This window comes from Providencia sp. LY12 (assembly GCF_057621555.1).
In genome coordinates this window covers 4,143,419-4,156,031 of record NZ_CM172594.1, presented here as the reverse complement: position 1 = coordinate 4,156,031, position 12,613 = coordinate 4,143,419, and the positions used below count along the sequence as shown (strand labels likewise).

Genomic DNA, 12,613 nt, shown 5'->3' with positions numbered 1-12,613 from the left:
ATAAGGAAGCTCTTAATTAAGAATCAAATAATTAAGAGATGACAATATGAATAGAATTATACGGCAAAATAGCTGTTTTTATAATCATAGTGATAGTAAAAAAAGCATAATGATGAAATTATCTGCAAACGATATTTTTTTTAAAAAAAAAGGTTGTGTAATTTTTCGAGCTCCCTATAATGCGCATCCGTTGTCACGACAAACCGGCTCGAAGAAAACCTCGAAGCCCCGTGATAACAGAGGTGAAGAAAGAAAATAGTTGAAAATAATCGCTTGACTTTCTAAATAAAAAACGTAGTATACGACACCTCGCGACAACGACCTAAAGTCGATAATCAAAAGATTAAGTCGCACCGCTCTTTAACAATTTATCAGACAATCTGTGTGGGCACTCACAGGACACTATCAAAAAAATATTTGATTTTAAGTCTTGAAGAGTGACTAACACGTTAATTCATATATATGAACTAATAGGTAATTTGGTTTCTTCGGAAATCAAACGACAGTAACATTCTTTGAGCATCAAGCTTTTTAATTGAAGAGTTTGATCATGGCTCAGATTGAACGCTGGCGGCAGGCCTAACACATGCAAGTCGAGCGGTAACAGGGGGAGCTTGCTTCTCGCTGACGAGCGGCGGACGGGTGAGTAATGTATGGGGATCTGCCCGATAGAGGGGGATAACTACTGGAAACGGTAGCTAATACCGCATAATCTCTTAGGAGCAAAGCAGGGGAACTTCGGTCCTTGCGCTATCGGATGAACCCATATGGGATTAGCTAGTTGGTGAGGTAATGGCTCACCAAGGCGACGATCCCTAGCTGGTCTGAGAGGATGATCAGCCACACTGGGACTGAGACACGGCCCAGACTCCTACGGGAGGCAGCAGTGGGGAATATTGCACAATGGGCGCAAGCCTGATGCAGCCATGCCGCGTGTATGAAGAAGGCCTTAGGGTTGTAAAGTACTTTCAGTTGGGAGGAAGGCGTTGATGCTAATATCATCAGCGATTGACGTTACCAACAGAAGAAGCACCGGCTAACTCCGTGCCAGCAGCCGCGGTAATACGGAGGGTGCAAGCGTTAATCGGAATTACTGGGCGTAAAGCGCACGCAGGCGGTTGATTAAGTTAGATGTGAAATCCCCGGGCTTAACCTGGGAATGGCATCTAAGACTGGTCAGCTAGAGTCTTGTAGAGGGGGTAGAATTCCATGTGTAGCGGTGAAATGCGTAGAGATGTGGAGGAATACCGGTGGCGAAGGCGGCCCCCTGGACAAAGACTGACGCTCAGGTGCGAAAGCGTGGGGAGCAAACAGGATTAGATACCCTGGTAGTCCACGCTGTAAACGATGTCGATTTGGAGGTTGTTCCCTTGAGGAGTGGCTTCCGGAGCTAACGCGTTAAATCGACCGCCTGGGGAGTACGGCCGCAAGGTTAAAACTCAAATGAATTGACGGGGGCCCGCACAAGCGGTGGAGCATGTGGTTTAATTCGATGCAACGCGAAGAACCTTACCTACTCTTGACATCCAGAGAACTTAGCAGAGATGCTTTGGTGCCTTCGGGAACTCTGAGACAGGTGCTGCATGGCTGTCGTCAGCTCGTGTTGTGAAATGTTGGGTTAAGTCCCGCAACGAGCGCAACCCTTATCCTTTGTTGCCAGCGATTCGGTCGGGAACTCAAAGGAGACTGCCGGTGATAAACCGGAGGAAGGTGGGGATGACGTCAAGTCATCATGGCCCTTACGAGTAGGGCTACACACGTGCTACAATGGCGTATACAAAGAGAAGCGACCTCGCGAGAGCAAGCGGAACTCATAAAGTACGTCGTAGTCCGGATTGGAGTCTGCAACTCGACTCCATGAAGTCGGAATCGCTAGTAATCGTAGATCAGAATGCTACGGTGAATACGTTCCCGGGCCTTGTACACACCGCCCGTCACACCATGGGAGTGGGTTGCAAAAGAAGTAGGTAGCTTAACCTTCGGGAGGGCGCTTACCACTTTGTGATTCATGACTGGGGTGAAGTCGTAACAAGGTAACCGTAGGGGAACCTGCGGTTGGATCACCTCCTTACCATTGAAGTGTTTTTGTGAAGTGCTCACACAGATTGTCTGATAGAAAGTAGAGCAAAAAGCGCGTCTGCGAAGCTGACTGTAGTGTCCCCTTCGTCTAGAGGCCTAGGACACCGCCCTTTCACGGCGGTAACAGGGGTTCGAATCCCCTAGGGGACGCCAATTGCGCGGAGAATGAGTGAAAGACGTTCCCCACAAATAATGATTAAGCCAATTACGTTGTAGTTGGTTTAACAATTATGCTCTTTAACAATCTGGAACAAGCTGAAAATTGAAAACAACGCACATTGTTTATCGCTTAAACAATGTGAGAGTCTCTCAAAAATCTCAACGTGAATGTGTTCAATTGACCGTCGGGTCAGTTGGTAAAGACACCTTCGGGTTGTGAGGTTAAGCGACTAAGCGTACACGGTGGATGCCTAGGCAATCAGAGGCGATGAAGGACGTGCTAATCTGCGATAAGCGTCGGTAAGGTGATATGAACCGTTATAACCGACGATTTCCGAATGGGGAAACCCAGTGCAATTCGTTGCACTATCGTTTGATGAATACATAGTCAAACGAGGCGAACCGAGGGAACTGAAACATCTCAGTACCTCGAGGAAAAGAAATCAACCGAGATTCCCCTAGTAGCGGCGAGCGAACGGGGAGCAGCCCAGAGTCTTAATCAGCATTAGCATCAGGAGAACGGTCTGGAAAGGCCGGCAGTAAAGGGTGATAGCCCCGTATCCGAAGGTGTTAGTGTTGTGAACTCGACGAGTAGGGCGGGACACGTGTTATCCTGTCTGAATATGGGGGGACCATCCTCCAAGGCTAAATACTCCTGATTGACCGATAGTGAACCAGTACCGTGAGGGAAAGGCGAAAAGAACCCCGGCGAGGGGAGTGAAATAGAACCTGAAACCGTGTACGTACAAGCAGTGGGAGCACCCTTGTGGTGTGACTGCGTACCTTTTGTATAATGGGTCAGCGACTTATATTCTGTAGCAAGGTTAACCGTATAGGGGAGCCGTAGGGAAACCGAGTCTTAACTGGGCGAATGAGTTGCAGGGTATAGACCCGAAACCCGGTGATCTAGCCATGGGCAGGTTGAAGGTTGGGTAACACTAACTGGAGGACCGAACCGACTAATGTTGAAAAATTAGCGGATGACTTGTGGCTGGGGGTGAAAGGCCAATCAAACCGGGAGATAGCTGGTTCTCCCCGAAAGCTATTTAGGTAGCGCCTCGTGAACTCATCTTCGGGGGTAGAGCACTGTTTCGACTAGGGGGTCATCCCGACTTACCAACTCGATGCAAACTACGAATACCAAAGAATGTTATCACGGGAGACACACGGCGGGTGCTAACGTTCGTCGTGAAGAGGGAAACAACCCAGACCGCCAGCTAAGGTCCCAAAGTCATAGTTAAGTGGGAAACGAAGTGGGAAGGCTCAGACAGCCAGGATGTTGGCTTAGAAGCAGCCATCATTTAAAGAAAGCGTAATAGCTCACTGGTCGAGTCGGCCTGCGCGGAAGATGTAACGGGGCTAAACTATGCACCGAAGCTGCGGCAGCGATATGTAAATATTGTTGGGTAGGGGAGCGTTCTGTAAGCCTGTGAAGGTGTGCTGTGAGGCATGCTGGAGGTATCAGAAGTGCGAATGCTGACATAAGTAACGATAATGCGGGTGAAAAACCCGCACGCCGGAAGACCAAGGGTTCCTGTCCAACGTTAATCGGGGCAGGGTGAGTCGACCCCTAAGGCGAGGCAGAAATGCGTAGTCGATGGGAAACGGGTTAATATTCCCGTACTGGTGATAATTGCGATGGGGGGACGGAGAAGGTTAGGCTGGCCGGGCGACGGTTGTCCCGGTTTAAGGATGTAGGCAGGTGAATTAGGCAAATCCGGTTCACTATATGCTGAGGTCTGATGACGAGTCACTACGGTGGCGAAGTAGCTCATACCCCGCTTCCAGGAAAAGCCTCTAAGCTCTAGATTATCATTAATCGTACCCCAAACCGACACAGGTGGTCAGGTAGAGAATACTCAGGCGCTTGAGAGAACTCGGGTGAAGGAACTAGGCAAAATGGTGCCGTAACTTCGGGAGAAGGCACGCTGGCATTAGGTGAAGTGGTTTACCCATGGAGCTGAAGCCAGTCGCAGATACCAGCTGGCTGCAACTGTTTATTAAAAACACAGCACTGTGCAAACACGAAAGTGGACGTATACGGTGTGACGCCTGCCCGGTGCTGGAAGGTTAATTGATGGGGTTATCCGTAAGGAGAAGCTCTTGATCGAAGCCCCAGTAAACGGCGGCCGTAACTATAACGGTCCTAAGGTAGCGAAATTCCTTGTCGGGTAAGTTCCGACCTGCACGAATGGCGTAATGATGGCCAGGCTGTCTCCACCCGAGACTCAGTGAAATTGAACTCGCTGTGAAGATGCAGTGTACCCGCGGCAAGACGGAAAGACCCCGTGAACCTTTACTATAGCTTGACACTGAACATTGAGCCTTGATGTGTAGGATAGGTGGGAGGCTTTGAAGCGTGGACGCCAGTCTGCGTGGAGCCAACCTTGAAATACCACCCTTTAATGTTTGATGTTCTAACGTAGCCCCGTAATCCGGGGTGCGGACAGTGTCTGGTGGGTAGTTTGACTGGGGCGGTCTCCTCCCAAAGAGTAACGGAGGAGCACGAAGGTTGGCTAAGCATGGTCGGACATCATGCGGTTAGTGCAAAGGCATAAGCCAGCTTGACTGCGAGAGTGACGGCTCGAGCAGGTACGAAAGTAGGTCTTAGTGATCCGGTGGTTCTGTATGGAAGGGCCATCGCTCAACGGATAAAAGGTACTCCGGGGATAACAGGCTGATACCGCCCAAGAGTTCATATCGACGGCGGTGTTTGGCACCTCGATGTCGGCTCATCACATCCTGGGGCTGAAGTAGGTCCCAAGGGTACGGCTGTTCGCCGTTTAAAGTGGTACGCGAGCTGGGTTTAGAACGTCGTGAGACAGTTCGGTCCCTATCTGCCGTGGGCGTTGGAAGATTGAAAGGGGCTGCTCCTAGTACGAGAGGACCGGAGTGGACGCACCACTGGTGTTCGGGTTGTCATGCCAATGGCATTGCCCGGTAGCTAAGTGCGGAAGAGATAACCGCTGAAAGCATCTAAGCGGGAAACTTGCCTTGAGATGAGTCTTCCCTGACTCTTTAAGGGTCCTAAAGGAACGTTTAAGACTAAGACGTTGATAGGTTGGGTGTGTAAGCGTAGCGATACGTTGAGCTAACCAATACTAATGAACCGTGAGGCTTAACCTGACAACACCGAAGGTGTTTTCGAGAAGAGAGATTGAGTTGATTCAATGAGAGTGGAAACCGGAAGGTAGACACACAGCTTGTTCAAGATTGATATTCTGGTTTAAGAGAAGACTTAAACGGGAATAAACAGAATTTGTCTGGCGGCAATAGCGCGGTGGTCCCACCTGACCCCATGCCGAACTCAGCAGTGAAACGCCGTAGCGCCGATGGTAGTGTGGGGTCTCCCCATGTGAGAGTAGGGAACTGCCAGACATTAAATTAAAGCTTATTGCGAAGCAATAAGTTGCTGAAAGGCAAAAAGAATAAGTGGAGCGGTAGTTCAGTTGGTTAGAATACCTGCCTGTCACGCAGGGGGTCGCGGGTTCGAGTCCCGTCCGTTCCGCCACTTAATTTAGGGGCGTAGTTCAATTGGTAGAGCACCGGTCTCCAAAACCGGGTGTTGGGAGTTCGAGTCTCTCCGCCCCTGCCAGTTACCAATTAAGTAATAATAAAAGAAGTATCTATTGATAACCCGATTATATTAATCGGGTTTTTCTTTTTATATCCCTCTATTTTCTTCCTAGCTATGAAATTTCCTAGCATTTATCCTATCTACCTATCTACCTATCTACCTATCTACCTATCTACCTATCTACCTATCTACCTATCTACCTATCTACCTATCTACCTATCGTTAAATATTCCATCTAAGTGATAAAATGTAGCAATAAAAAAGAGCGATAGTTCGCCCTTTTTCGAATTCTCTAATATTTATTGAGTATTTGGTATTGGTGTTTTAATAAGTTGATTAATTAGAACTTGCTGATCATTTTTTTTCAGCCAAATTGCGTATAAAGGCTTAGCAATAACGTTATTTGAGAGTGTTTTTAACGTTGGATAATGTTGGAGCCAATGTGTTGGTAAAAATGCCGCTGAAAGCGATACAGGCAACAATTGACGCGTAATTTCTGCGGACGTCGTAATCATTACAGGGGAATCATCTTGAAGTAGCGTTGGCTCATTCTTGGGATGAAAATCAGCCCCCCATTCTAGCTTGATAAAATTATACTGAGTAAGGGCTATATTCTTTTGGGATGCCATTAATTGAAGTTGAATAGAACCAATGATGGTACTTTCAAATTCATCCATTTTTGGTGGCTCGATCGCTATCAGTAAGTCTAATTCTCTAGAGTGTAACTGTTTGACGAGTGATTGGCGTGTAGATACGCGAGCTTCTAATCGTAGCTCATCATGTTGGTTATATAAAACTTCCAACCAACCAGTGAGATAACTTTCCCATAATGATGAAGTAGCGCCGATAGACAGCTCTGTATGCTGGGATGCGTGTGATATCTCTTTTTTGGCTTGAAGCCATGTATTCATTAGAGATTCAGCATAAGGAACTAAACGTTCTCCAGCAGCAGTTAAACGAATATTATTTCGGTGTCGTGTGAATAGACTTGTACCTAATTGGGTTTCTAACTGTCTGATACGAAAGCTAACGGCAGACTGCGTTAAGTAGAGAGATTCTGCGGCTCTGCCGAAGTGTCTGGTTCTACTAACTTCTAAAAAAGTTCTTAATAACTCGCTGTCCACACGCATCTCCAATAATTTTTGTCGTGATGATTCAAATGTTTTGTTTTACAGATTGTCAATGCTGTCTAATACTCCGCGCCATATAGAGTTGACCGTAATCAGTTAGGAGTGTGTCAGATGGCAGATAGCTTCATCACGACTAATCGTTTTTTTGATAATAAACATTACCCACGTGGCTTTTCTCGTCATGGTGATTTCACCATCAAAGAAGCTCAGTTGCTAGAACGTCATGGTCAAGCTTTCAATGAGCTTGATACAGGAAAACGCGCAGCGCAAACAGAAGAAGAAAAATTATTCGTCGCTGTTTGCCGTGGAGAGCGCGAACCTACAACCCTTGAAGAAAAAGTATGGGTGAAATATTCTAGCAGAATTAACCGTCCAAAGCGCTTCCACACACTATCGGGTGGTAAGCCACAGATAGATCCATCAGAAGACTATACTGATACGGATGATTAATTTCATTAGTATTAAAACAGTATAAGCATTAAAACAAATAGGGACTTAGGTCCCTTTTGTTGTTTATGTCTAAGCATTAACTTTTGTCTTAATTCCTTCAGCTTACTTGTTTTTGCAAATGAAGCAATAACTTATCCATTACCCGATACCCTAGCGCCTCTAGTAAATGTTCACGTTGTATATTCGGTGAATAGCTAAGATCTGCAATTGTTCGCGAAACTCTAAGAATCCTGTGCCAAGCGCGGATAGATAGCCCTAGTTTAATAAGTGCACTCTCTAAGAATAGTGCATCTTCAGCAGCCAGTAGGCAGGTTTTTGTTGTTTCACTTGCTGTTAGCTGACTATTAATTTTACCCGCTCGATTGATTTGTTGGTTTCTTGCATCAATAACTCGTAAGCGAATTTGTTTGCTAGCTTCGCCTTGGTGCGTTTGTTGACTTAAAGTACCTAGAGGGAGTAGAGGGATCTCAATAGAGAGATCAAACCTGTCTAAGAATGGCCCTGAAATGCGTGATAAGTATCGTAGTACTTTCGTTGGAGAGGTACGGCTCATTTCTCCTTGGTAATGCCCAGTGGGGCTAGGGTTAAGTGCTGCGATTAATTGGAAGTTAGCAGGGAAACACACCTTAGCTTTTGCTCTTGAAATGACAATTTGATGAGATTCTAGCGGTTCTCGTAAAGAGTCTAATACGGAGCGTGTAAATTCAGGTAATTCATCTAGAAACAATATGCCGTGATGGGCGAGGGATATCTCTCCTGGCTTAGGTAAGGAGCCACCACCAATCAAAGCGGTCATTGATGTATTGTGGTGAGGGCATCTAAATGGTCGTGTAGGCCACTTATTTATGGTTTCCATGGTTTGGCTAAGGCTATGTAATGCTGTGACTTCCAGTGCTTCTTGAGGCGTTAAGGGCGGGAGTAAAGTTATCAACCTGTGAGCTAACATAGTTTTACCTGTACCGGGAGGACCTAGCAGTAATAAATTGTGTCCACCTGCTGCGCTGATTTCTAATGCTCGCTTTCCTTGCTCTTGACCTATGATATCGCGAATATCATTTTCATGGTCAAAGGGATAGGCATGTTGAATAACTTGTTGATTACTCGATAGTGTACTTTTTTGATGCAGGTAATGACAAAGTTCCAGTAAAGATGTGGCAAAACTGACGCTTCTATCAGCTAATAAACTGAGTTGATACTGATTATCTTTCGATAGAATTAATTGCCTGTTTTGGTTTATTGCTGCTTGAGCGGCAGGGATCCCACCGTTGACATAGCGTATATCTCCAGAGAGCGCTAACTCACCAAGAAACTCATGATCTTTCAATAACTGATCAGGAATTTGTCCTGATGCCGCAAGTATTGCAATCGCAATAGCTAAATCATAACGACCACTTTCTTTAGGCAAATCTGCTGGCGCTAAGTTTACCGTCATTTTTTTTACTGGATATTCAAAGCCACTATTAACCATAGCACTCCGCACCCTATCTCGCGCTTCTTTAACTGCTGTTTCTGGTAACCCAACTAAAGTTAACCCCGGTAGCCCATTACTAATATGCGCTTCAACAGTCACAAGAGGAGCGTCTAATCCAATAGATGCTCGAGTGTAAACAATAGCTAACGTCATAAATCACCTCTTTGATTGACTAGCATAATATTCTGTTGTGAATCAGACGTGTTTTTCTATTGTGATTTTGATATTTGCGAAGCGACTCGATAATTAAATTGTTTAATTGCATGGGTGTTTCATTTTTTCTCGATGCGTTTTGAAGGCTTTAATTTAGCTAGTTACATTCATTTTGTTTTTTGAATAACAATAGTTTCAACAGCAAATTGGTTAAGTGAGATTAATTTTTTGGATAGGCTTGATAGCGTACATTTCACTAAATCAGAGACAGAGAATTGAACTAAATCATGGGTAAATATTATTGCTAATCGCTAGGTTTTTGCTTTATTAATAGTTGTTTAGTCTGATTTAATTATAATTCATTGAATTTAAATGAAATAAAAAACTTAATCATTAAAAAAATAAATAAGAGTTGTCAAAGTAATTTTAAAATGATAGTTCTTTAATAAAGATAACGATTAAAGTTGAAAAGATTAAACACATGAACAAATTCATCCAAGTGATTAGCCTAATTATTAGCGTGGTGGTGATTATTATCCCACCGTGCGGGGCTGCACTTGGACGACGAAAGCTGAAATAATAGCTAAATCTTACGAGAACCCCGCACCGAAAGGCGCGGGGTTTTTTTTGACATAAAATTTATGCAAACCAACAAAGATAATAAAAACATAATAAATACAAGTAAATAAAAAGGCAGATAGGTGATAAACATGAACGGAGCACAGTGGTTAGTTCAAGCATTAAGGACACAAGGCGTTGATACTGTTTTTGGATATCCAGGTGGCGCTATCATGCCTGTTTATGACGCGTTGTATGATGGTGGTGTGGAGCATTTGCTGTGTCGCCATGAGCAAGGCGCAGTTATCGCTGCCATCGGCTATGCTCGTTCGACAGGAAAAACAGGTGTTTGTATTGCGACTTCAGGTCCTGGAGCAACAAACGTGATTACAGGATTGGCTGATGCATTGCTTGACTCAGTCCCTGTTGTTGCTATCACCGGGCAGGTAGCTTCAGAGTTTATTGGTACAGATGCCTTTCAGGAAATTGATGTTTTAGGATTATCTTTGGCCTGTACAAAACATAGTTTTTTGGTGGAATCCATAGAGGACTTACCTCGTATTCTTGCTGAAGCTTTCGCAATCGCAAATAGTGGGCGTCCCGGACCAGTACTGATTGATATTCCGAAAGATATTCAGCTGCAACGTGCAGATTTATCGCCCTATTTAATGCCTGTAGAGCAACAAGACTCGACTTCTGAGGATACAATCCAACAAGCAAGAACGCTGTTGGAACAGTCAGAAAAACCGATGTTATACATTGGTGGTGGAGTCGGGATGTCAGGGGCTGTAACTGAATTAAGAGCCTTTATAGAACACACAAAGATTCCGTCAGTTGTCACCTTGAAAGGTTTAGGTGCAGTACATCCAGCAGATAAAAACTATCTAGGCATGTTGGGGATGCACGGTACAAAAGCTGCCAATATTTCAGTGCAACGTTGTGATTTACTCATCGCGGTTGGTGCGCGTTTTGACGATAGAGTTACAGGTAAATTAAACACTTTTGCTCCTAATGCGAAAGTTATTCATATCGACATTGATCACGTTGAGTTGGATAAATTACGTCAAACCCATGTTGCCCTATTGGGTGATGCGAAAGTGTTATTACCTCAATTGATGGTGACAAAAAATATCACAAGTTGGCAGGAAGAGGTTCAACAGCTTAAGCAGGAGTTTGGTTGGCGTTATGACCACCCTGGTGAACCAATCTACGCCCCATTATTACTGAAACAACTATCAGACAAAATGAAACCCAATACTGTTGTTACAACAGACGTTGGTCAGCACCAAATGTGGTCTGCTCAACATATTGTTGTTGATGGGCCAGAGAATTTTTTAACGTCAAGCGGATTAGGAACGATGGGTTTTGGGATCCCAGCAGCGGTGGGTGCTCAAGTCGCTCGCCCTGAAGATACCGTTGTTTGTGTCTCTGGCGATGGCTCTTTCATGATGAACGTGCAAGAACTGGGAACTATCAAACGTAAGCAATTACCCGTTAAGATTTTATTGTTAGATAACCAACGATTAGGAATGGTTCGTCAATGGCAAGAGCTGTTTTTCGAGCAACGCTATAGTGAAACCATTTTGACTGACAACCCAGACTTTGTTGCATTAGCGAGCGCTTTTGGCATTCAAGGTCGCCGTATTAGATGTAAATCAGAAGTGGACGCAGCACTCGATGAGCTACTGACAAGTGAGGGCGCGTTTTTATTACAGGTATCAATTAATGAATTAGAAAATGTCTGGCCATTGGTTCCACCAGGGGCTAGTAACGAAAAAATGATGGAGAAACCGTTATGATGCAACATCAACTCTCGATATTAGCCCGTTTCCGCCCCGAGGTTTTAGAGCGTATTTTGCGAGTAACTCGCCATCGTGGATTTCGGATTAGTTCTATGAATGTGGATCAATTATCAGATAGTGATAATGTAAGTATCGAACTAACTGTCAGCAGCCAGAGACCGTTGGCACAGTTATGTGCACAGTTAACGAAGTTGGCTGACATCACTGAAGTTGAAATAAAACAACAAGAATCGCGACTATTACGCACACAAAGTGCAATGTAAGGAATAGATAAAATGACTAAGAAAGCTGACTTTATTTGGTTTAACGGTGAAATGACGCCATGGGCAGATGCTAAAGTTCATGTAATGTCTCACGCTCTGCATTACGGAACTTCCGTATTTGAAGGCGTCCGTTGCTATGATTCACACAAGGGACCTGTGGTTTTCCGTCATCGTGAACACATGCAGCGTTTACATGATTCTGCGAAAATTTACCGTATGCCTGTCAGCTACAGCGTTGATGAGTTAATGGAAGCTTGTCGTGCAACTCTGCGTAAAAATAACTTAGTCAGCGCCTATATTCGTCCATTAGTTTTCATTGGTGATGTGGGCATGGGGGTGAACCCACCAGATGGTTACAGTACAGATGTTATTTTAGCCGCATTCCCATGGGGAGCATATTTAGGTGAAGAGGCATTAGATCAAGGAATTGATGCAATGGTCTCTTCATGGAATCGTGTTGCACCGAATACTATCCCTACTGGTGCAAAAGCAGGTGGTAACTACCTGTCTTCATTACTGGTTGGTAGCGAAGCGCGCCGCCATGGCTACCAAGAAGGTATCGCTCTGGATGTTCATGGTTATCTTTCTGAGGGTGCAGGCGAGAATATCTTTGAAGTAAAAGATGGCATTTTGTATACCCCGCCATTTACGTCATCGGCGTTACCAGGGATCACCCGTGATGCCATTTTGACATTAGCGAAAGATATGGGAATTGAAGTGCGTGAACAAACGTTGTCTCGTGAATCTCTGTACTTAGCGGATGAAGTCTTTATGACAGGAACCGCAGCTGAAATCACGCCAGTTCGCAGTGTTGATGGTATCCAAGTTGGTATCGGTCGTTGTGGCCCTGTGACGAAGAAAATTCAGCAAGCATTCTTTGGCTTATTTAACGGTACAACAGAAGACAAATGGGGCTGGTTAGATCCAGTAAACCCTCAATAATTAAATATTAAAAATTACAGGCGGTCGTT

Annotated in this window: 7 protein-coding genes, 3 tRNA genes and 3 rRNA genes; 11 read left to right on the top strand and 2 right to left on the bottom strand. The window is 44.9% G+C overall.

The genetic code is table 11. From position 1 onward, the window contains the following. The first annotated feature begins 532 nt into the window (after positions 1 to 532). From ACY3ZI_RS19670 to ACY3ZI_RS19645, 6 genes are all read left to right on the top strand, one after another. A 16S ribosomal RNA gene (locus ACY3ZI_RS19670) occupies positions 533 to 2,071 on the top strand. Between the two features lie 85 nt (positions 2,072 to 2,156). Next, a tRNA-Glu gene (locus ACY3ZI_RS19665) sits at positions 2,157 to 2,232 on the top strand. A gap of 226 nt (positions 2,233 to 2,458) precedes the next feature. After that, a 23S ribosomal RNA gene (locus tag ACY3ZI_RS19660) occupies positions 2,459 to 5,364 on the top strand. 136 nt (positions 5,365 to 5,500) lie between these two features. Next, positions 5,501 to 5,616 (top strand): 5S ribosomal RNA (gene rrf / locus ACY3ZI_RS19655). The 16S, 23S and 5S rRNA genes sit together here with 3 tRNA genes alongside, the layout of an rRNA operon. 56 nt (positions 5,617 to 5,672) lie before the next feature. Further along, positions 5,673 to 5,749 (top strand) — tRNA-Asp (locus ACY3ZI_RS19650). An 8-nt stretch (positions 5,750 to 5,757) separates the two neighbouring features. Beyond that, positions 5,758 to 5,833 (top strand) — tRNA-Trp (locus tag ACY3ZI_RS19645). Between the two features lie 281 nt (positions 5,834 to 6,114). On the opposite strand, the gene hdfR is transcribed toward ACY3ZI_RS19645, so the two are convergent. After that, positions 6,115 to 6,945 carry an HTH-type transcriptional regulator HdfR gene (hdfR, locus tag ACY3ZI_RS19640; RefSeq protein WP_211886790.1) on the bottom strand — a complete coding sequence of 277 codons (831 nt, stop codon included), beginning with the start codon at positions 6,943 to 6,945 and terminating at the stop codon, positions 6,115 to 6,117. A gap of 111 nt (positions 6,946 to 7,056) precedes the next feature. Between hdfR and ACY3ZI_RS19635 the strand changes: the two genes are divergently transcribed. Continuing rightward, complete coding sequence (locus ACY3ZI_RS19635) at positions 7,057 to 7,395, top strand: MaoP family protein (protein WP_036948772.1); 339 nt, start codon at positions 7,057 to 7,059, stop codon at positions 7,393 to 7,395. A 97-nt stretch (positions 7,396 to 7,492) separates the two neighbouring features. On the opposite strand, the gene ACY3ZI_RS19630 is transcribed toward ACY3ZI_RS19635, so the two are convergent. Then, a complete protein-coding gene (locus ACY3ZI_RS19630) occupies positions 7,493 to 9,019 on the bottom strand; it encodes a YifB family Mg chelatase-like AAA ATPase (RefSeq protein ID WP_211886792.1) in 1,527 nt (508 codons plus the stop codon). A 481-nt stretch (positions 9,020 to 9,500) separates the two neighbouring features. Here ACY3ZI_RS19630 and ilvL point away from each other — a divergent pair, with 481 nt between their 5' ends. From ilvL to ACY3ZI_RS19610, 4 genes are all read left to right on the top strand, one after another. Further along, the gene (gene ilvL / locus ACY3ZI_RS19625; RefSeq protein ID WP_108478773.1) at positions 9,501 to 9,599 is read left to right on the top strand and encodes an ilv operon leader peptide; all 99 of its coding nucleotides are present in this window, start codon (positions 9,501 to 9,503) and stop codon (positions 9,597 to 9,599) included. A 130-nt stretch (positions 9,600 to 9,729) separates the two neighbouring features. Beyond that, on the top strand, positions 9,730 to 11,376 hold the full coding sequence (gene ilvG, locus ACY3ZI_RS19620; protein ID WP_487375732.1) for an acetolactate synthase 2 catalytic subunit: 1,647 nt from the start codon (positions 9,730 to 9,732) through the stop codon (positions 11,374 to 11,376). Next, the gene (gene ilvM, locus ACY3ZI_RS19615) at positions 11,373 to 11,642 is read left to right on the top strand and encodes an acetolactate synthase 2 small subunit (RefSeq protein ID WP_036948778.1); all 270 of its coding nucleotides are present in this window, start codon (positions 11,373 to 11,375) and stop codon (positions 11,640 to 11,642) included. Before ilvG ends, ilvM begins: the two co-directional genes overlap by 4 nt. 12 nt (positions 11,643 to 11,654) lie before the next feature. Beyond that, positions 11,655 to 12,584 carry a branched-chain amino acid transaminase gene (locus ACY3ZI_RS19610; protein WP_006658220.1) on the top strand — a complete coding sequence of 310 codons (930 nt, stop codon included), beginning with the start codon at positions 11,655 to 11,657 and terminating at the stop codon, positions 12,582 to 12,584. Positions 12,585 to 12,613 lie beyond the last annotated feature (29 nt).